Here is a 20,794-nt window from a genome sequence, read left to right as displayed (position 1 = left end):
AAACTGTTTTATTTTTTTGTATAAGTACGACTATACCATGGGACAGGTTCACTTAATTTTTTTTCTTGTTTCAGTGCTTCAGGACCAATATAATCTTGAAGTGTTTTTTTTGCTACTGTTAAAGATAAGGTTGTTTTCGGATTTCGATAGGAGGATTCAAGATGACCAAGATGTGGTAGGATTCGAAAATCTTCTTTAGTAGGAGGAATATGGAAAAAATAATCACCTAAACGTATAAGAACATCAGATTGTTGTTGGCTAAAACGTGGATTTCTAGAAAAATGTAATCCTTCTTTAATAGCTTTTTTTTCAGCAATTAAGCGTTCTAAAGCCGTCTTTTTTAACCAGTATAAATACTTCGGATTAGTTGCAGCTTTAGCATGACGATTCACAACGAAAATAGATTGAGCTAGTCGATTAATAGAATGTTGGTTTTGTAATTGAGATTGTGGTTGTGAAGGTTTCATATTGAATCTCCTTTCAATTTTTCATTATTATAACATAAATAAAAGAGGTTTTTATTATATGCAAAAAGTGATTGTATATATTTTCAATATTAAAGCAATATTGTTACAAAAAACAACTATTTTGTATAATAGTAATAGAATGTGTTTTAGAAATTTGATAATGAAAGAGTGAGAAGTTTGAAAGAAATATTAAAACAGCAATATGCCATTATAGATATTGGATCTAATACAATGCGTTTAGTTATTTATGAAAAGCAAAACGGAGGTTTTTATAAGGAGATTGAAAATACGAAAGTGGTTGCTCGGCTAAGGAATTACTTAATTGATGGTGTGTTGAATGAAGAAGGAATAGAGGTATTGTTACAAACGTTATTTCAATTTCAAGAAAGTACACGATTCCACCAGTTACATCATGTACTTTGTGTTGCAACAGCAACAATTAGACAGGCTGAGAATCAAGAGGCAATTAAAAAACTGGTTGAAGGACAAACAGACTTTACTCTTAGAGTCTTATCAGAATATGAAGAAGCACGTTACGGCTATTTAGCGGTTATGAATTCAACTTCGTTCTCTGAAGGAATTACAGTAGATATTGGTGGAGGAAGTACAGAAGTTACATACTTTCGAAATAGAGAGATTCTAGAGTACCATAGCTTTCCTTTTGGAGCACTTTCTTTAAAGCAACAATTTATTAAAGAGGATATACCTACTGAAGACGAGTTGGAAAAGATTCAAACGTACTTAGAATATCAATTTCGAACATTACCATGGTTAATTGATAAGAAATTGCCTCTTATTGCAATTGGTGGTAGTGCGAGGAACTTAGTGAAAATCCATCAAAATTTAATTTGTTATCCTATAGCAGGGGTACATTTATATAAAATGAAAGAAGAAGATATTAAAAATGTGAAAGAAGAATTGGAAGCATTGTCGTTCATAGAACTTCAAAAATTGGAAGGATTGGCAAAAGATCGAGCAGATACAATTATTCCAGCAGTCGAAGTTTTTCATACGCTTGTTAATGTTATAGAGGCACCAGCATTTGTGTTAAGTAGAAAAGGGTTACGAGAAGGTGTTTTCTATGAAGAGTTGACAAAAGATTTGGGGATTTCATATTATCCGAACGTAGTCGAAGAAAGTTTGTATTTATTATCACATGAATATGAAATGGATATGGAATTTGTAATGCAGCTTATTAAACATGGAAGACTCATTTGTCAACAACTTGAAGAAACAGGGCTGATTTCTATGTCAGTAAAAGACTGGGAAGTATTCCATCAAGCAGCGAAAGTATTTAATATAGGTAAATATATAGACGAAGAAGCGAGCCGCTTACATACGTTTTATTTATTAGCGAATAAAACAATTGATGGGATGATGCATAAAGAGCGAGTTAGATTAGCGCTTATTGCGTCTTATAAATCAAAAATGTTATTCAAACAACATTTGTCCCCATTTGAAGGATGGTTTGATAAAAATGAACAAAAAAAAATCCGTCTATTAGGGGCTGTTTTACAGTTTTCAGCAGCTCTGAATATAAGACAAAGATCGCTTGTTGAATCGATATCTATAACAGAAAGTAAAGAAGGATTAACATTTAAAATTGTATGTGAGCAATCGGCATTAGCGGAAAAAGTGCAAGCTGAAAAACAAAAAAAGCAGCTGGAAAGAGTGTTGAAAACGACTATTAATTTATCCTTCGAATCAAAACGTTAAGTTGTACGGATGTCTTTACAAAAAATTAACACCTTGGAATATTGTAATTTGCTAAAATAAAAGTAACTAAATTATAGTAAAAAAGTTTCAGGGGAAGTGTGAAGAGGATGGAAATGGTGATGGGGAATATAGTAAATTTAAATGATACAGCTTATTACAATAATCGAGAATTAAGTTGGTTAGCATTTAATGAACGTGTACTACAAGAAGCACAGGATGAAACAAATCCGCTCTTGGAAAGATTAAAGTTTATTAGCATTTTCAGTTCCAATTTAGATGAATTCTTTATGGTACGCGTAGCAGGATTGAAGGATCAAGTGAGTGCTGGGTTTAACCAACCAGAAAATAAGGCTGGCTTAACACCAAAAAAGCAATTAAATAAAATTGCGATAAAGGCCCATGAATTAATGACTGTACAATATGATACGTTTAAAAATTATGTGTTGCCAGCGCTGGAGTTAGAGGGGATTGAACGTTTAACATTCCACGATTTGACGAAAGAACAGAGGGAATTTATAGAAGAGTATTTTGATGAGCAGATTTTTCCAGTCTTAACACCTGTAGCTATTGATGCATATCGTCCATTTCCGATGTTATTAAATAAAAGTTTGAATTTAGCTACTCTTTTATATGATGAGAAACAAGTGGAGGAAGAAAACCGCACGAAGTTAGGAATTGTACAAGTTCCTTCATTACTTGAACGTTTCATATTTTTACCGAGTGAGGGGCAAAAGCATAAATTTATTTTATTAGAAGATGTAATTAGTGGTTTTACTCATAAATTATTTACAGGATATAAAGTATCGTCTGTTACTCGTTTCCGTATTACACGCAATGCGGATTTAACGATTCATGAAGAAGGTGCGAGGGATTTATTAAAGGTAATTGAAAAAGAATTAAAAAAGCGTAAGTGGGGAGCTGCTGTACGTTTAGAAGTTGGCAAAGAGCATATTGATGAAAGAGTATTAGCATTATTATATGAGGTGTTGGAAGTAAAAGATGAAGATGTGTATATAATGGATGGACCATTAGATTTAACATGTCTATTTTCTTTATATAAAAAACTAGCTCCTTTATATGAACATCTAGTATATCCGGCTCTTATTCCGCAACGGCCTCAAGACTTGGGGGATGCGGAAGATGTATTTGAAAAAGCAATTGAGCATGATATTTTATTACATCATCCTTTTGAATCATTTCAGCCAGTAGTTGATTTTGTCCGTGATGCGGCAGACGATCCGAATGTACTTGCAATCAAACAAACATTATATAGAGTAAGTGGGGATTCGCCGATTATTCAGGCGCTAAAGGTAGCAGCTGAAAAAGGGAAGCAAGTTACGGTATTAGTTGAATTGAAGGCAAGATTTGATGAAGAAAATAATGTGCATTGGGCTAAAGAATTAGAAAAGGCAGGCTGTCACGTTATTTACGGTGTAAGCCACTTGAAAACACATAGTAAAATTACGCTAGTTGTAAGAAGAAAAAACGGAAAAATCGAAAGGTTCGTACATCTCGGGACTGGAAATTATAATGACGCAACAGCAAAGTTATATACTGATTTCGGGTATATTACATCACGAAAAGACTTTGGGGTCGATGCAACAAATTTCTTTAATTATTTGAGTGGTTATACAACCAAGCCACATTTTCATCATTTATCGGTTGCACCATTTGATATAAGAGAGCAATTTATGGATTTAATAGATGAAGAAATCCGTTATCATAGGCAATATGGAAATGGATATATTATCGCTAAGATGAATTCATTAACAGATAAACCATTAATCAAAAAAATGTATGAAGCATCACAAGCTGGAGTAAAGGTAGAGCTCATCGTTCGAGGAACGTGTTGTTTAAGGCCTGGTATTCCAAATGTAAGTGAAAATATTCGGGTAGTTAGTGTTGTCGGGAGATATTTAGAACATAGCCGAATTTATTATTTCCATCATAATGGAGAAGAGAAAATATACTTATCTTCAGCTGACTGGATGACGCGGAATATGGAGAAGCGAGTAGAAATATCTTTCCCGATATTAGATATTGAAATGAAGGCGAGGATTAAGGCGATTTTACAACTTATATTAGCTGATAATGTGAAAACACGTGAACAGAATAAATCTGGTGAGTACTACTATGTTATTAATAGTAGTACAGAAGAAATTGATAGCCAAGTGAAGTTGTTTAAGATGGCGTATCAAAATACGGATGCTGAATAATGAGAACAAAGTAAAAAAACCTCTTTTTTTAAGAGGTTTTTTTACTTTGTTCTCTACTTATTATACATTCTCTAAATAGAAGGATGCGTAGAGAGAATAGTTTTTATTATAAGCATGTTAATGGATCAGTTAAGAGAGGGAATAACATTGGTAGAATTGTTGGAGTACATTAATAATAGAATGGTTGTTGACAAGGTCCGCCATAACAAGGATAAGGTGTTGGCGGTGGGAAAGGTGGTGGATATGGTGGGTAATACGGTCTAGGACCGAAAGCTAATGCTCCACCGAGCAGTCCACCAGCAATCCCAGCTAGAAATGGAACACCAAAAAACGGAAAGAAGCGTGAGTCGCCTACTGGACCAATAGGTGCTGAACGGACTGGGATTGGTTGATAATATGGATACATGAACAAACCTCCTTTATTGGACTCATTTTTATCATATGGTAAATGAAACGTGGATGAGCGCGTACAAGAAAGGATATGTAAGAAAATAGGCGAATTATTACGAATGTTGGAGCGTAAAAATTGTAATTTCAGGTTTTGCCATAAATCGGAATGGGACGCGTGTTCTGCCAAGACCTCGATTGACATAGAGAGCTAAATCTTGAATCGTATAGAAACCTTCAACATAGTTTTTAGCAAGTGATGGGGTAATAATAGCACCTAAAAAGGGAATTTGTACTTGTCCGCCATGGCTATGACCAGAAAGTTGTAAGTTAACTGGATATTTAGCGATTTGTGGTGCAATATCTGGCTCGTGAACAAGAACAATGTTATAAGTGTTTTGCCTCGCATGCAGTAGTGTTTCTTCTATTTTGGGTTTGCCTAGTAGTATATCATCAAGACCGAAAATTGAAATTTCACTATTATCCAGTAGACGAATTCTCTTTTCGCTATTTAGTAGTAGTTCAAATCCAGATTCACGCATGATGTGCTCGTAGTATTCCGTTCCATATCCGCCGTGATCATGGTTACCATAAATAGAAAATTTACCGAAGGGTGCTTGTATATTTTTTAAAATAGATGGAACGAAAGGAGTGTCAGTATATGTTTGATAATTATCAATGAGATCACCAGTGAAAAGAACAATGTCAGGTTTTACAGCATTAATTTTAGAAACGATTTGAGATAAATGTTGGAGAGAGAAATAGTATCCGAGATGTAAATCGCTAAATTGAAGAATCTTCATACCATGAAAACTTTTGGGTATGAGTTGTGATGTAAGTGTATGCTCTGTAAAAGAGAGTAAATGAGGCTCAATATATTTAGCGTAATAGTATCCGATGCTAGTGGTTATAAATGAATATAGACAAGTGCGCATTCCGGCTTTAAAAAAATCTCTTCTTGTAATTTTCTTCATAAAAATATGAGTATACCTATTTAACTTATATCACATGTTTTCGTTACATTTATAGGTTACTCAAATCTCCTTTCAGTTTATTTGAAATATATTTTAAATAATAAAAAAGTAGTATAGATTACGAAAGAAACGAATAAAAAGAAACCTCTTCACGTTAAAATATCAGAAAAGTTTAAAAATATAAAGATTTCTATTAAATAAAATGATAAAATGAATGTGTATTCATTTTTGGGAGGGGATGTATGTGAAAGAAAAGGTAGTTATTATAACAGGTGGATCGAGCGGAATGGGAAAAGGAATGGCGACCCGTTTTGCAAAAGAAGGGGCACGAGTTGTTATTACAGGACGTACAAAGGAAAAACTAGAGGAAACAAAGTTGGAAATTGAACAATTTCCGGGGCAAGTATTACCCGTACAAATGGATGTAAGAAATACTGATGACATTCAGAAAATGATTGAAGAGATTGATGAGAAGTTTGGTCGAATTGATGTTTTAATAAACAATGCAGCTGGAAACTTTATTTGTCCAGCAGAAGATTTATCCGTGAATGGCTGGAATTCAGTCATTAATATTGTATTAAACGGTACATTTTACTGCAGCCATGCTGTCGGAAAATATTGGATTGAAAAAGGTATAAAAGGGAATATCATTAACATGGTAGCAACATATGCATGGGATGCAGGTCCGGGAGTTATTCATTCGGCTGCAGCGAAGGCTGGAGTATTAGCAATGACGAAGACACTCGCTGTTGAGTGGGGCCGTAAATATGGAATACGAGTTAACGCTATCGCGCCAGGACCAATTGAACGTACGGGCGGTGCTGATAAATTATGGATTTCAGAAGAAATGGCTAAGCGTACGATACAAAGTGTTCCGCTTGGAAGACTGGGCACGCCAGAAGAAATTGCAGGTCTAGCTTATTATTTATGTTCAGATGAAGCTGCGTACATAAATGGAACTTGCATGACAATGGATGGAGGACAACATTTACATCAATATCCATTTTAAAAGGGATAAGAAAATGAATGTTTGATTCATATTCTTACGGTTGAATGTGACGGAATTGTGACATGTGAAAGAAAAGTGTTTACAAGAGGTCATATATACGTTATATTTAAGACCTCTTTTTTCTTCATAGTAGAATTGCTAATTCCCCTTAGCATTTTACCCCTCTAATCCCTTCAGGAAAACTGAAGGGATTTTTTATTATTTTTCCGTAAATATCATGTTATAATTTTTGAAAAGTAAAGGGAGGGAAGCGCGTTGATAGATGCATTAGATGTAATGAGTAACTTGGATAAAGTCCTTCCTTATTATCAAGCTATTTTTAGTGCTGATGAGCATACTGTAATTGGATATGAAGTAGTAGGACGTATTCAAACAGAAGAGGGCATACAAAGTCTAGCTTCTTTCTTTCATGATGATTCTATTCCGAGTGAGTTTCAACTGGAAGCGGATAACATTATAGTAGAAAAAGCTTTAAATCGTTATTTAGAAAGTGATCAAAAACTATTATTATTTATACATCGGAATGCTAACGTATTAATGAACGATGATGATGAAAGTTTACTTCAACTTTTATTGATGTATGAAGAGCAAGGTTTAAATTTGAAACACATTGTTTTAGAAATTACAGAACATGAATGTCAAGAAGATATAGAGCAATTTAATCATTTGCTTATGTATTATCGTACATATGGTATTCAAATTTCGATTAATAAAGTCGGAACGGGTACAAGTAATTTAGAACGTATTAGCGTGTTAGCACCGGATATTTTAAAAGTAGATTTAACAAACTTAAGGCAAACTGCACTTTTACAATCTTATCAAGATATTTTATATTCTTTATCATTACTTGCTAGAAGAATTGGTGCAACATTGTTATATGAAGAAATAGATGCTTTTTATCAACTACAATATGCTTGGAAAAACGGTGGTAGATATTATCAAGGGAATTATTTGAAAGAGTGCTTACCTGATTTTATTGAAACGAATGTTTTGAAAGAACGACTTGGTAATGAGTGTCATCAATTTATTCAACATGAGAAGAAGAAATTACAAAAAATTTATAATTTAACAGAACTGTTACGTGATCGAATTGGTGATGTTCTAGCCAAACAGAAAAAGAATGAGGATATAAATGATTGGTTATTACAATTTAGCCAAAGTGTATCACAGTGTAGTTTCCGCATATTTATTTGTAACGAAGATGGTTTCCAACAATCAGGAAACGTTATGAAAAAAGATGGGGAATGGATTGTGATGCCTGAGTATTATATGAAGAACTGGAGTTGGCGTCCGTATTTTCTAGAAAATATTATGAAAATGCGTTTTGAGAATAAGGCAAGACTTTCAGATTTATATGCTGATATTGAAACCGGTGAGATGGTACGGACATTTTCCTTCCCAATTGATGATGAAAACTTTTTATTTATAGATTTATCGTATGAATATTTATATGAAGAAGATGTTTTATTTTAATGCACGAAGAGATTCGTGCATTTTTTGTTTGTTTTTATCATAAATTGGTAATAGTGAAAATGGTGATGAAAATGCTGTCTATCGTTGTAAAGATTTTACGAACGAAACCACCCCTGTCTTTGCATAATCATTGTTACAATGAATACTACAAAGACAAGTTTTCTTAAAAGGAAGGTGAAAAAATGAGGAAATATGGAATATGGTTAGTTCTATTTGTATGCGTTGCCTTTCTAGTTGGTTATAGTGTCACAACTGTTTTAGGAAAAGAGGAAGTGAAAGTCGATCGGGAAGAAGTGTTTACAACGATACAAAAGGGCTATGAAACCCAATTTTCAATTCGTGGGAAGCATTTGCCGATGAATAAGATGATAGAAACGTTATCACCATATTTTACAGAGAATTTCCTTCAAGTATTTACAGATGAAAATAGTAGAAGTGATAAACAAAGTGGTGAATATTTACTTCCAGCAAAAGAAGCGCCGTTTTCTTTTCATTCAGAAACGAAAATGTCATATGATGAAGAACATAAAATTTTATATGTATATGAGCGGGCGAAAAGTGGACAATATCAAATTGTAACATTGCAAAGAGATCAAGGAAAATGGAAATTGGCCGGATATCATGAAAGCCAAGAACTTTTAACTGAAATAAAACGATTACAACAATTATAAAGTGAAACTGTAATCGGTGGGGATGTTCATTTCTCACTGATTAATAGCTCGCACCAATAGGGCTATTACTGCCCACAAATAGTGGGATAAAAATAAGAATAGGTCTTTACCTATTCTTATTCAATATTGAGTAGCTGTTGTAATTTTTCAATTTGAAAACCAGCAACAACTTCTCCATCAATTACAACTGTTGGAGTTGAATACGAATCATAGTCGTATAAAAGACGATTGCGTGCAGCAGCGTCTTTTTTCACGTCAAATTCTTCATATACAACGTTATTATGCTTTAAAAATTCTTTCACAATGACACATGGCGGACAATCAGGTTGTGTGTAAACCTCAATTTTTCTCATTGTAATTCCTCCTTTTTTCTGTTTTTTATTATATTCTTCCAGTATAAAAATCGCAATAAAGAAGGGAAAAGATGTTCTTTCTGTTTTTTCCTTCGCATTTCGACAAATTTTTAGTTGAGTTTCTGGCCAATAACCTTTATCCTAGACTGTGGAACATTTTTTCTGTTATGACGGATAGAATGAGTATAGCTGTAAAACCTATTGGTAGGAAGATCAGAGAAAGGAGAGATTTCATGTCTCTACTCCAAGGAATTTTAACTCGACTTGTTAGTCTACAAGAACAAGCTGAAAGCGGTGAAGTAGCACAACGCTATTTTGAAGTGAACGGTGAGCGCAAATGTAGCGTGAAATTTTTCGATAAAAGTGAAATGTATGAGTTAGAAGTGTATCAACAAGGTGAAAAACCTCAAGTGTATCAATTCGATAATATCGATATGGTTGCAATTGAGATTTACGATATCATTTCTTGATACATATAAAAAAGGTGTTGCCATATGGCAACACCTTTTTTAGTTCTATTACTTTTTAGCATATATGTATAGGGAGTTTTCATTTTTCCTACAATGGTAATAAAGTGAAATTGTAATCAGTGGGGCTTCTTCGTCCTATACTGAATATTAGTCATCACCAATTGGGTGTTTACAGATAGCAAAAGCTAGATAAAAATAACGAGGAGGTGTGTTGTATGGAACGTTTACCAGTTGTGATTTGTCCTAAATGTCATAATTCTACTGAGATTATTCATGTATTAACAGCTCAATCGAATCAAAATGTAATTTATACGTGCCAAGTTTGCCATTACGTAATTCGAAATATTGAAACGAATAAAGGGTAGGAAGTTATAATTTTTATTTTTGTCCCATACAATGAGAATACGAAAAGTCTGTCTAATTGAAAGGACGTGACTATGTGGCCGGTGAACATACATTTTATAATGTTTCAGAGAGACATTTAAATTTTGATATGGTCTTTAGCCGTATTTGTAGTTTCATTGAAAAGGATCCACGAAATTTATATCGCTTATCCATTGGGACAGACTCACAAGCACATCAAAAGGATACGAGGTTTATTACGGCAATTCATATTCATCGCGTTGGAAAAGGTGCCTGGGGGTGTTTACACCATAAATCAGTGAAAGATAAGCCAGCAACTTTACGTGAGAAAATATATTTAGAAACGCAGTTTAGCCAAGAGATCGCATGCCTATTTACTCCAAATCATATACAAACAATATGGGATTTATTGCATCCATATGCTCAAGATGGGGCTGGATTTATAATGGAAATTCACTTGGATATCGGAAATGATGGTTTAACAAAAGAATTTATTCTAGATATGACAGCGAAAATTCAAGCGATGGGATTAACTGCAAAAATTAAGCCAGATGCTTATGCGGCGTTTAGTTATGCAAATCGATATACGAAATAAAAAACAATTTTTATATATCTTTCGATAAAAACTGAATATTACATCTATTAAATAGGTTGGAAATTATATATAATAAGAGTAACGATGCGAGTATAAGGAGAGGGGTATATGAAAAGGGAATTTGTTTTAACAGAAGAAGAAGAGAGTTTGTTACTAGATATTCTATTTCAGCAAAATTATGCGAGTGAAATTTTATCTGTGGAAATTACAGATATTGAGAATGGCTTAAAACAGACAGATGTGACACAATATAAAAAAATCACAAGGTTATTTTACAGATTAAAAAATAAGGGGTATTAAGCGCTACCGGGATGGTAGTCTTTTTTTTGTGTTGTATGCTAAAATAGCTGTGTAATTTTGTTTTTATTGAAATAAAGTAAGGACAAAATAATAATATGAAAACGCTGTCATAAAATGTGAATAGAGTCGATGATTAAAAGTAGGAAAAAGGGAAAATGGGGGATGTAATATGATTAGTATTCCGAAAGACGAGTTTCAACAAATTTTTGTGAAAGATTTAATGATTTCATCAGAAAAAGTAGCACATGTCCAAATGGGGAATGGTTTAGAGCATGCTTTACTCGTTCTTGTGAAATCTGGATATTCGGCGATACCTGTTTTGGACCCGATGTATAAATTGCATGGGTTAATTAGTACTGCTATGATTTTAGATGGTATGTTAGGGCTGGAGCGTATTGAGTTTGAAAGACTTGACGAAATGAAAGTAGAACAGGTGATGAAGGAAGACATTCCGGTTCTTAAGTTAGAAGATTCGTTTGCAAAAGCTTTAGAAATGACAATTGATCATCCTTTTATTTGCGCTGTCAATGAAGATGGGTATTTTGAGGGGATTTTAACACGTCGGGCTATTTTAAAATTGTTGAATAAAAAAGTAAGGCAACATAATCGATAATGTGAGAAAAGTGACTTCATAGAAGCGGAGAAGTCACTTTTTTTTCGTGCATATCAGTTGTGTATGTATTATATTTAAAAAGATAAAAAATATAAGAGTATATAGTTAAATTAAGGATGAAAAGCTTATTGAGATAAGGTGTATGGAAGCTAAGGAAAGAGGGAGAAAGTTGCAAATTGATGATTTTCAAATGATGGTTGTGTTAGCTCAGGAATCAAATATGAGAAAAGCGGCGGAACGTTTATTTGTTTCACAACCTGCGCTTAGTCAACGATTACAATCTATGGAGAAACAATGGGGAATGAAGTTTTTTATTCGCTCACAAAAAGGATTGACAATTACACCTGAAGGGGAAAAAGTCGCAAATTATGCAAAAGAAATGCTGCAAAAGGAAGAGGATATTAAAAGTGAGCTAGCTGTTTTTAGAACAGAAACTCACGGAACGTTAAAAATAGCTGTTGCATCAGTTATTGGTCAATATTGGCTTCCTCCTGTTTTGAAGAAGTTTGTACATAAATACCCTTCTGTGAAAATATCGCTGTTTACTGGCTGGAGTAGTGAAGTACAAAAGCAATTTTATGAAGGGGACGTTCATGTTGCTATATTGAGGGGAACACAAGAATATAAAGGTCAGAAGCAACAATTATTTGAAGATGAACTTTATTTAGTGGATAAAGAAATAAAAGATATTACGATGTTAAAAGAAACAAATAGACCATTTATTCAATTTAAAAGTGATTCGACTTATTATGGACAAATACAAAATTGGTGGTATGGTTTATTTTCTAATCCACCTAAGAGAACAATTGTGGTTGATCAAATTGAGACTTGCAAACAACTCGTTTTAAATGGTATAGGTTATGCTCTTTTACCTTCTACTGTTTTAAAAGAAGTACAGGAAAATATGTATAAAACACCTGTTCAATTAACGAGAGAAACATGGTTATTGACGAGTGAATCGGCCAGACAATTGAAGCAAGTAAGGGCATTTTTAGAAATTATAGAAGAAATTCAAATGGAAAAATAGGATTATTATCTTGCTACTCGCTCTATCGTTTGGTAGAGTAACATTATAAATGGATTTAGGAGGCAACAAGAATGAAAATGATGGACGCTAACGAAATTATTTCGTTTATTCAAAAAAGTGAAAAGAAAACTCCTGTAAAGGTATACATAAAAGGGGATTTAAAAGAAGTAACATTCCCTGAAACGGTACAAGCATTTGTAAATAAAAAGTCTGGTGTATTATTTGGAGAATGGTCTGAAATTAAGACAATTCTTGATGAAAATAGCAAGCACATTGTTGATTACGTTGTTGAAAATGACCGTCGTAATTCTGCAATTCCAATGCTTGATTTAAAAGGTATTAAAGCTCGTATTGAGCCAGGTGCGATTATTCGTGATCACGTTGAAATCGGCGACAACGCTGTTATTATGATGAATGCAACAATTAATATCGGTGCTGTAATTGGTGAAGGTACTATGATTGACATGAACGCGGTACTTGGTGGACGTGCAACTGTTGGTAAGAACTGTCACGTAGGTGCAGGTGCAGTACTTGCAGGTGTTATTGAGCCGCCTTCAGCAAAACCAGTTATCGTTGAAGATGATGTTGTAATTGGTGCAAACGTAGTTGTGTTAGAGGGAGTTACAGTAGGTAAGGGTGCAGTTGTAGCAGCAGGAGCTGTTGTAACAGAAGATGTACCTCCATATACAGTTGTTGCCGGTACTCCAGCACGTGTAATTAAAGAGATTGATGAGAAGACAAAAGCAAAAACTGAAATTAAACAAGAGCTTCGTCAATTAAACCCAGAGAAATAAACACAAAAAAAGCGTAAGAGCATAACAGGCTCTTGCGCTTTTTATAGATAGAGGTGCAAAAATGGCAGTAAGCAAATTCGTTCAAATTCGTAGAGACTTACACAAAATACCGGAAATTGGATTTAAAGAGTGGAAAACACAACAGTATATTTTAGATTACATAGGAACGCTTTCGAATGAATATGTGGAAGTGAAAGTATGGAAAACGGGTGTCATTGTTAAAGTAAATGGAAAAAATCCAGAAAAAATTATCGGTTATCGCGCAGATATAGACGGTTTACCAATTACCGAAGAAACTGGATATGAGTTTGCTTCTATTCATGAAGGAATGATGCATGCATGTGGACACGATTTGCATACAACAATCGGTTTAGGCCTTCTAACAGCAGCTGTAACAGAAAGAATAGATGATGACCTTGTGTTTCTATTCCAACCAGCTGAAGAAGGGCCAGGAGGGGCTCTTCCTATGTTAGAGAGTGAAGAGTTAAAAGAATGGAAGCCGAATATAATTCTTGGTCTTCATATTGCACCTGAATACGCTGTAGGAACAATTGCCACAAAAGAGGGGCTATTATTTGCAAATACATCAGAGTTATATGTTGATTTGAAAGGGAAAGGTGGACATGCAGCCTACCCGCATACTGCAAATGATATGATTGTAGCAGCAAGTCACCTTGTTACACAACTTCAATCCGTTATTAGTCGTAATGTGAATCCTCTTGATAGTGCAGTGATTACAATCGGAAAAATAACAGGTGGTACAGTTCAAAATATCATAGCAGAAAAGTCTCGGTTAGAAGGAACGATCCGAACGTTATCAGTGGAATCAATGAGGCGTGTTAAAAGTAGGATTGAGGCAATTGTTGCAGGTATAGAAGCTTCCTTCCAATGTGAAGCTGTTATTGACTATGGAGCGATGTATCATCAAGTATATAACCATGAAGTATTAACGAGAGAGTTTATGAAGTTTGTAAGTGAACAAACTGATATGAATGTAATTACATGTACTGAGGCAATGACAGGGGAAGATTTTGGTTATATGCTTCAAGAGATTCCTGGATTTATGTTTTGGCTTGGGGTAAATTCAGAATATGGTTTACACCATGCAAAATTAAAACCAGATGAAGAGGTTATTGAGAAAGCTATCGCATTTTTAGATCAATATGTAAAGTGGAAAGGAACTAGAAAGTAAACTCGCTCGCCAACTTTGCAAAAACTTACAGTGGGTACTTGTTAGTTCCAAGACGAAAACATCTTTCATATTTGTTTTGGATACACATTGGCATACAAATGGATAAAGTAATGAGCAGCGGTTTTGAGCCGCTGCTCATTATTCATTATCGCTTATTGAGAAGATGATTAGTTAACTAGCTTATATATGTTTACATTTCGTGTAGAAAGTGTGTAAAATCAAGGTGAAACATAGAAAAAAGGGTGGGGAATTACGTGCAAATTAGCAGTGCAATGTTGTGTTTCGTCTTATATGCGTATGTTATTATTGCGGCGGTGTATTTTGGGATAAGTTTTTATGCCTACCGTTTAGTAGATAATCATGAATATGACGAAACTTATAAATGGGTGAAAAGATATTTATCACCTGTATTAGAAATTATGAATGGGTTTGTGCTCTTTTTATTTATTGGATTAATTGCTTTCTCGACGAGTTTAGTAGGGAATAAAACGACATTATTTGTACTAGGTATCATTATTTTTATGTTGTTAGGGATACGGATTGGTAACACAGTGTTTTGGAATGAAAGAAAAGTAGATGGTTGGACTGGAATGTTAATCCCGTGTATGTTAGCGGCTATCGTGACAAACATAGAGCATGAGTATTATCAATTACATTTTTGGCTTATTATCGTTTTAACAATTCTTTCAGTTTTGTACATAAGTACGGTAGTACTCACATACATTGCACATGAAAAAGGTGATGTTAAAGGAACACGCTTCTTTAGAGGGCGAGCATTATTTTGGAGTGTGCCAACGATGGCTGTTATAGGAATTATTGCGATATTAGTCAATGGATATCAATTTACTAATTGGCAACTGTTTTTAGAAAATTGGTGGATTTTCATCATTTCGTTTATCGCTTTTTTAGGTGCAACACATTATTTATTCCATCAACATCATTATATATTGGCATTGCTATTCGCATTTACACAACTATTATTTGCTTTCTTCGGACAAGAAACGTTATTATTCGTTTTTGAAACATTTAGTTCATTTGGAAATATATTTGTATTTGGTATGTTAATTTTCAGTATCGCATTTTATTTACAACAGTATTTTTATATGCAAAAACAAAAATAAGAATGATATACAGGTTTTTGTAGCAAATCTAAAGTATGTTACAATAAAAATACATAGTATTCGATGTTATTGGAGGAATTCCTGTGGGTGAAAAAGAGAAAGAATTTGCTGTCATTGGGCTTGGACGTTTTGGTGGAAGCATTTGCCGAGAACTCGCTCAATTAGGTATGGAAGTAATGGCAATTGATTCAGATGAGGATAAAATTAATGAGTTTGCAAATATAGCTTCACATGCTGTAATTGCAGATTCAACAGATGAGATGGTATTAAAAAGCCTTGGTATTCGTAATTTTGATCATGTAGTCGTTGCTATTGGAGATAATTTAAATTCAAGTATTTTAACAACATTAATTTTGAAAGAATTAGGTGTAAAAAATATTACTGTAAAAGCTCAAAATGATTACCATGAAAAAGTGTTAAGTAAAATAGGGGCAGACCACATTGTGCATCCTGAGCGTGATATGGGAAAAAGGATTGCTAATAATATTGCATCAAGTAATGTATTAGACTATCTTGAGCTTTCAGATGAGCACAGTATTGTAGAGATTATTGCAAATAAAAAAATTGATGGTCATTCTTTAATCGAATTAGATATTCGTGCGAAGTTTGGATTGAATATTGTAGCGATTAAACGTGGTAAAGAAGTTATTGTATCTCCTCGAGCTACGGAAAATATTCAAGCGGGAGATATATTAATTGTAATTGGTCATGACGATGAAGTAGATCGTTTTAAACACTTTTTAAGATAAGAAAAAAGGACAATACCATGAAGGTATTGTCCTTTTTCTTATATTTCCATAATGATTGGTAAAATCATTGGGCGACGTTTCGTTTTCTCATATAGGAATGGTGCTAATGTGTCTGTAATTTCATTTTTAATTTCAGACCATTGTGTTGTTTTACGCTCCATTACTTTTTCTAAATGAGTTGTAATTAATGTTTGAGCATCATTAATTAAATCACTACTTTCGCGCATATACACGAAACCACGTGAGATAATATCAGGTCCTGCTGCAACTTTAAACTCTTTCATATCAATGCTTACAACTACAATAACAAGTCCTTCTTCAGAAAGAATACGACGATCGCGTAATACGATATTACCGATATCTCCAATACCATTTCCGTCAATATAGACAGAGCCAGATGGTATTTTACCAGCTACGCTTGCTTCATCAGAACGAAGAGCAAGAACATCTCCATTATCCATGATGAAACAGTTTTCTTCTGGAATACCACAATCGTTTGCTAACTTCATATGCATACGTTGCATGCGATATTCACCATGAATTGGCATGAAATACTTCGGTTTAATTAGACGAAGCATTAGTTTTTGTTCTTCTTGTCCACCGTGTCCACTCGTATGAATGTTTGACAGTTTCCCGTGGATTACATCAGCACCAGCACGATACAACATGTTAATTGTACGGCTTACACTAATTGTATTACCAGGGATTGGTGAAGAAGAGAAAACAACTGTGTCGCCAGGAATGATTTGAATTTGACGATGAGTACCATTAGCAATACGTGAAAGTGCTGCCATTGGCTCACCTTGACTACCTGTACATAAAATAACAACTTTATTAGCCGGTAGGCGGTTTAGTTGAGCTGTATCTATGAATGTATCCTTAGGACAGCGAATATAACCAAGGTTTTGTCCGATTTCAATCGCCGCTTCCATACTACGACCGAACACAGCCACTTTACGATTGTTTTCAACAGCCGCTTCAACAACTTGTTGTAGACGATGGATATTTGATGCAAAGGTTGCAAATATAATACGACCTTCTACTTTGCGGAAAATATCTTGAATACTATCACCAACACGGCGCTCAGACATTGTAAAGTTTGGAACTTCACTGTTTGTACTGTCAGATAAGAGACAAAGTACGCCGTCTTTTCCGATTTCAGCCATTTTTGTTAAGTCCGCTGGTTCGCCGACTGGTGTGAAATCAAATTTGAAATCGCCAGTATGAACAACTTGTCCTTGAGGTGTTTTCACAACAACTCCGTATGAATCTGGGATACTGTGAGTTGTACGGAAGAAGGAAACAGATGTCTTTTTAAATTTAATAACATCATCTTCTTGAATTTCATAAAGTTTTGCTTTACGAAGTAATCCGTGCTCTTCTAATTTGTTTTTGATTAGTGCAATTGCTAATTTTCCGCCATAAATCGGGATGTTTACTTGACGTAATAAGTAAGGAATTCCACCGATATGATCTTCGTGACCATGTGTAATGAATAATCCTTTAATTTTATCTTCGTTTCGCACAAAATAAGTGTAATCTGGTATTACATAATCGATTCCGAGGAGTTCGTCTTCTGGAAATTTAATTCCAGCATCAATAATAATAATTTCATCTTGAAATTGAACAGCATATGTATTTTTACCGATTTCACCAAGTCCACCTAAAGCAAAAACGGCTGCTTGATCATTCTTTAGAAATTTCATATGACTATACGATTTCCGCTAATGTTAAATCAGCGTTTTCTTTTTCATATTCAAGATGAGCACCAGTAACAGACTGAACGAACTCGATATTATATGCGAACTTATTTAATTTCTTACGAACATCCTTTTCAGACGTAGCCTCTAAATATAAAACTTTTGTATTTTCACGTACTGGAACCTCAGTCAATTTTACTTGATAAAATACTTTAAAAATCATTTGGAAAACCTCTCCTTGTCTATGTTTTGCATTATCTGTTACTTATTATAAAGCAAACAGTCACGATTTTCATGTTTTTTCGAATGAGAATGAAGAAAAAGCCCGAAATGGGCACAATTTAAGCGATTGTCTTTTTACGGACTAGATCTTTTAAATAACGCTTGAGCTTTTTCTTCAGCTTCTTCAGCATGATTACTCCTTCCTTTCCTTATTTTAAACATGCATATTACTAGTGAAAACTCCGTCTCTGATATAAGAAAGAAGACAAAAGTGAATGTTGAATCTTGTCCTTTCTCATACAGGGAAAGTTATTCTATAGTAACGATTAGTAGCCGTTAGTTATAGGTATAGTATGAGAAAGAATAGAAAAGAAAATTCATACGAACAAGTATCCACATTTTTTACTAATATATATATGCAGGTTTCATAAATAAGGTTAGAAAGTGAACGCTTTCTTCACAGATGTTTAATATGTTATACTTTTTTTTAGAATTTGAAAAGTGATAATCAAAATAGGAATATAGAGTAACGGAAAGGATTTTGACAAATGAATGATAAAATTGTCTTTTTTGATATTGATGGAACATTATTAGATCACGATAAGAAGATTCCGCAATCTACACGAGATGCAGTAAGACATTTACAAGAACAAGGTGTGCATGTAGCAATTGCGACAGGACGTGCGCCATTTATGTTTGAAGATATTCGTGAGGAACTCAATATACATAATTATGTTAGCTTTAATGGACAGTACGTTGTATTTGAAGATGAGGTAATATTTAATAACCCGTTACATCCAGCTGCCTTACATAAGTTTACTCAGTTTGCAAAACAAGAAAGATATCCACTTGTATATCTGGATCATCAAGAAATGAGAGCATCAGTAGAATATCATGATTATGTGAAAGAAGGTTTTGGAAGCTTAAACTTTGAACATCCGGCATATGAACCTGATTTCTATGAGAAACGTAATATTTATCAAACACTTCTTTTCTGTGAAGTGAATGAAGAAGAAAAGTTTATTAATCATTACCCAGACTTTCATTTTATTCGCTGGCATGCATATTCAATGGATATTATTCCGAATGGTGGTTCGAAGGCAAAAGGAATTGAGAAATTCATTGAAAAATTAGGATTTAACCGTGAGCAAGTGTATGCATTTGGAGATGGCTTAAATGATTTAGAAATGATCGAAGCAGTTGGGACAGGTATTGTGATGGGGAATGGTCACGAAGACTTGAAAAAACTTGCAAATCACGTGACAAAGGATGTTAGTGAAGACGGCATATATCATGGCTTAAAATGGGCTGGATTGCTATAAGTGAATATGGAACCCATTTCATATAAAAAAGGCGGAAGATTAACTCCCGCCTTTTTTTATTATCGCTCTAGAGGATTTGAATCGTCAGGAGCAGCAAATGGATTTTCTTTATTAATGTGGTCATAGAACATAACACCATTTAAATGGTCAATCTCATGCTGAAATACAATTGCTGGTAAACCTTTTAAACGTAATTTTACTTCTTCGCCGTTGATAGATGTTGCTTTCACTGTAATTCTTGTGTAACGAGGGACATAACCAGGTACTTCGCGGTCTACTGATAGACAGCCTTCCCCGCTTTGTAAATATGTACGTTCAACAGAATGACTAATGATTTTGGGGTTGAATAATGCATGACTATATAACGTACCGTCAGTATCAGTTACATGAACCGCAATCATTTTCTTCGAAATACCGATTTGTGGAGCCGCTAATCCGATTCCAGGGCGCAAACTATATTTTTCAGCCATTTCAGGATCTTGGCTATTTATTACAAATTCAATCATTTCTTTTAGGGCAGTTGTATCTTCTTCGCTCGCCGGCATTGATACCTCTTCTGCAACGTTTCGCAAAATAGAATCTCCTTCGCGAATTACATCTTTCATTGTAAGCATATGTAATCTCTCCTTTCTTCTTTAGTCTACCAAAGGAGGTGGAAAAAGTCATCGACAAGTAGGGAAGCACTTTGGAAAGTGTTTTACTATAGAATATTTATGTATGTAATAAAAAGAAAAGACGGCAAAGCCGTCTGTTTCTTCCATAGTTGTTTCATTTTACATTAGCGAATGCAAGCAGCACCAACGATAATTAAAAGAATAAACAACACAACGATTAAGGCGAAGCCGCGTCCAGACCCGCCACAAGAACCGCCATAACCGTAGGAAGGATTTGAACAAGTTGGATAGCAATATGAGTATCCGTACATGAGATGACCTCCTTTATCATTTCCCGCTAACACTGCGGTTACTATAATGTATGGAGGGAAGGATAGAAATGTATGGGTAATTACCTATAAAAGGAAGAAGAGTTTGTATATTTTTGCTAAGAAGAGAGAAAAACT

Annotated in this window: 24 protein-coding genes; 16 read left to right on the top strand and 8 right to left on the bottom strand. The window is 34.3% G+C overall.

Features of this window, described 5'->3' with window-relative positions; genetic code table 11:
- Nucleotides 1–8: 8 nt before the first annotated feature.
- The gene (locus QCI41_RS10335; protein ID WP_000804864.1) at nt 9–467 is read right to left on the bottom strand and encodes a YkyB family protein; all 459 of its coding nucleotides are present in this window, start codon (nt 465–467) and stop codon (nt 9–11) included.
- A 177-nt stretch (nt 468–644) separates the two neighbouring features.
- Here QCI41_RS10335 and ppx point away from each other — a divergent pair, with 177 nt between their 5' ends.
- Together ppx and QCI41_RS10325 are read left to right on the top strand one after the other, a co-directional pair.
- On the top strand, nt 645–2,183 hold the full coding sequence (gene ppx / locus QCI41_RS10330; RefSeq protein ID WP_046956440.1) for an exopolyphosphatase: 1,539 nt from the start codon (nt 645–647) through the stop codon (nt 2,181–2,183).
- A gap of 107 nt (nt 2,184–2,290) precedes the next feature.
- Nucleotides 2,291–4,399 carry a polyphosphate kinase gene (locus QCI41_RS10325; protein ID WP_353837525.1) on the top strand — a complete coding sequence of 703 codons (2,109 nt, stop codon included), beginning with the start codon at nt 2,291–2,293 and terminating at the stop codon, nt 4,397–4,399.
- Nucleotides 4,400–4,568: 169 nt separating this feature from the next.
- Here the strand turns inward: QCI41_RS10325 and QCI41_RS10320 are convergent, their stop codons facing one another.
- The gene (locus QCI41_RS10320; RefSeq protein ID WP_000283744.1) at nt 4,569–4,805 is read right to left on the bottom strand and encodes a hypothetical protein; all 237 of its coding nucleotides are present in this window, start codon (nt 4,803–4,805) and stop codon (nt 4,569–4,571) included.
- 97 nt (nt 4,806–4,902) lie between these two features.
- Nucleotides 4,903–5,760: a metallophosphoesterase gene (locus QCI41_RS10315; protein WP_046956442.1), complete on the bottom strand. Its 858-nt coding sequence runs from the start codon at nt 5,758–5,760 to the stop codon at nt 4,903–4,905.
- A 244-nt stretch (nt 5,761–6,004) separates the two neighbouring features.
- Between QCI41_RS10315 and fadH the strand changes: the two genes are divergently transcribed.
- The 3 genes from fadH to QCI41_RS10300 all read left to right on the top strand — a co-directional run bounded on the left by fadH (nt 6,005) and on the right by QCI41_RS10300 (nt 8,913).
- Nucleotides 6,005–6,769, top strand: a complete 765-nt coding sequence (fadH, locus tag QCI41_RS10310; RefSeq protein ID WP_000660912.1) for a 2,4-dienoyl-CoA reductase — start codon at nt 6,005–6,007, stop codon at nt 6,767–6,769.
- Between the two features lie 255 nt (nt 6,770–7,024).
- Nucleotides 7,025–8,242 (top strand): EAL domain-containing protein, encoded by a 1,218-nt coding sequence (locus QCI41_RS10305; protein ID WP_088081485.1) that lies wholly within the window; start codon nt 7,025–7,027, stop codon nt 8,240–8,242.
- A 182-nt stretch (nt 8,243–8,424) separates the two neighbouring features.
- Nucleotides 8,425–8,913: a DUF3993 domain-containing protein gene (locus QCI41_RS10300; RefSeq protein ID WP_001233813.1), complete on the top strand. Its 489-nt coding sequence runs from the start codon at nt 8,425–8,427 to the stop codon at nt 8,911–8,913.
- A 116-nt stretch (nt 8,914–9,029) separates the two neighbouring features.
- Here the strand turns inward: QCI41_RS10300 and QCI41_RS10295 are convergent, their stop codons facing one another.
- Nucleotides 9,030–9,266 (bottom strand): glutaredoxin family protein, encoded by a 237-nt coding sequence (locus QCI41_RS10295; protein ID WP_001225788.1) that lies wholly within the window; start codon nt 9,264–9,266, stop codon nt 9,030–9,032.
- Nucleotides 9,267–9,499: 233 nt separating this feature from the next.
- Between QCI41_RS10295 and QCI41_RS10290 the strand changes: the two genes are divergently transcribed.
- The 10 genes from QCI41_RS10290 (at nt 9,500) to QCI41_RS10245 (ending at nt 16,490) form a co-directional block, all read left to right on the top strand.
- Nucleotides 9,500–9,736 (top strand): YkuJ family protein, encoded by a 237-nt coding sequence (locus QCI41_RS10290; protein ID WP_000055151.1) that lies wholly within the window; start codon nt 9,500–9,502, stop codon nt 9,734–9,736.
- A gap of 215 nt (nt 9,737–9,951) precedes the next feature.
- On the top strand, nt 9,952–10,101 hold the full coding sequence (locus tag QCI41_RS10285; RefSeq protein ID WP_353837526.1) for a hypothetical protein: 150 nt from the start codon (nt 9,952–9,954) through the stop codon (nt 10,099–10,101).
- 74 nt (nt 10,102–10,175) lie between these two features.
- Nucleotides 10,176–10,694 carry a ribonuclease H-like YkuK family protein gene (locus QCI41_RS10280; protein ID WP_000896654.1) on the top strand — a complete coding sequence of 173 codons (519 nt, stop codon included), beginning with the start codon at nt 10,176–10,178 and terminating at the stop codon, nt 10,692–10,694.
- A 108-nt stretch (nt 10,695–10,802) separates the two neighbouring features.
- On the top strand, nt 10,803–10,994 hold the full coding sequence (gene abbA / locus QCI41_RS10275) for an antirepressor AbbA (protein WP_000817795.1): 192 nt from the start codon (nt 10,803–10,805) through the stop codon (nt 10,992–10,994).
- Between the two features lie 169 nt (nt 10,995–11,163).
- Entirely contained in the window at nt 11,164–11,607 is a 444-nt protein-coding gene (cbpB, locus tag QCI41_RS10270) for a cyclic-di-AMP-binding protein CbpB (RefSeq protein ID WP_000623572.1), read from the top strand.
- Between the two features lie 142 nt (nt 11,608–11,749).
- The gene (locus QCI41_RS10265; protein WP_002008407.1) at nt 11,750–12,634 is read left to right on the top strand and encodes a transcriptional regulator CcpC; all 885 of its coding nucleotides are present in this window, start codon (nt 11,750–11,752) and stop codon (nt 12,632–12,634) included.
- 71 nt (nt 12,635–12,705) lie between these two features.
- A complete protein-coding gene (gene dapD / locus QCI41_RS10260) occupies nt 12,706–13,428 on the top strand; it encodes a 2,3,4,5-tetrahydropyridine-2,6-dicarboxylate N-acetyltransferase (RefSeq protein WP_000783245.1) in 723 nt (240 codons plus the stop codon).
- 61 nt (nt 13,429–13,489) lie between these two features.
- On the top strand, nt 13,490–14,620 hold the full coding sequence (locus tag QCI41_RS10255; RefSeq protein ID WP_353837527.1) for an N-acetyldiaminopimelate deacetylase: 1,131 nt from the start codon (nt 13,490–13,492) through the stop codon (nt 14,618–14,620).
- A 254-nt stretch (nt 14,621–14,874) separates the two neighbouring features.
- Nucleotides 14,875–15,741 (top strand): hypothetical protein, encoded by an 867-nt coding sequence (locus tag QCI41_RS10250; protein WP_046956446.1) that lies wholly within the window; start codon nt 14,875–14,877, stop codon nt 15,739–15,741.
- Nucleotides 15,742–15,824: 83 nt separating this feature from the next.
- A complete protein-coding gene (locus tag QCI41_RS10245; RefSeq protein ID WP_000504032.1) occupies nt 15,825–16,490 on the top strand; it encodes a potassium channel family protein in 666 nt (221 codons plus the stop codon).
- Between the two features lie 38 nt (nt 16,491–16,528).
- Here QCI41_RS10245 and rnjA read toward each other — a convergent pair whose 3' ends face one another.
- Both rnjA and QCI41_RS10235 read right to left on the bottom strand, forming a co-directional pair.
- On the bottom strand, nt 16,529–18,196 hold the full coding sequence (gene rnjA / locus QCI41_RS10240) for a ribonuclease J1 (RefSeq protein WP_000670370.1): 1,668 nt from the start codon (nt 18,194–18,196) through the stop codon (nt 16,529–16,531).
- Nucleotides 18,197–18,200: 4 nt separating this feature from the next.
- A complete protein-coding gene (locus tag QCI41_RS10235) occupies nt 18,201–18,413 on the bottom strand; it encodes a DNA-dependent RNA polymerase subunit epsilon (protein WP_000576445.1) in 213 nt (70 codons plus the stop codon).
- 547 nt (nt 18,414–18,960) lie between these two features.
- Here QCI41_RS10235 and QCI41_RS10230 point away from each other — a divergent pair.
- Nucleotides 18,961–19,734, top strand: coding sequence for a Cof-type HAD-IIB family hydrolase (locus QCI41_RS10230; protein WP_353837528.1), 774 nt, complete (start codon nt 18,961–18,963; stop codon nt 19,732–19,734).
- 59 nt (nt 19,735–19,793) lie between these two features.
- Here the strand turns inward: QCI41_RS10230 and def are convergent, their stop codons facing one another.
- Complete coding sequence (gene def / locus QCI41_RS10225) at nt 19,794–20,348, bottom strand: peptide deformylase (protein WP_353837529.1); 555 nt, start codon at nt 20,346–20,348, stop codon at nt 19,794–19,796.
- A gap of 164 nt (nt 20,349–20,512) precedes the next feature.
- Nucleotides 20,513–20,659 carry a YjcZ family sporulation protein gene (locus tag QCI41_RS10220; protein ID WP_000274561.1) on the bottom strand — a complete coding sequence of 49 codons (147 nt, stop codon included), beginning with the start codon at nt 20,657–20,659 and terminating at the stop codon, nt 20,513–20,515.
- Nucleotides 20,660–20,794 lie beyond the last annotated feature (135 nt).

This window comes from Bacillus cereus group sp. MG4, assembly GCF_040460055.1.
GTDB lineage: Bacteria > Bacillota > Bacilli > Bacillales > Bacillaceae_G > Bacillus_A > Bacillus_A wiedmannii.
Note: the sequence above shows the minus strand (reverse complement) of the source record. Positions and strands in the feature narration are given on the sequence as shown.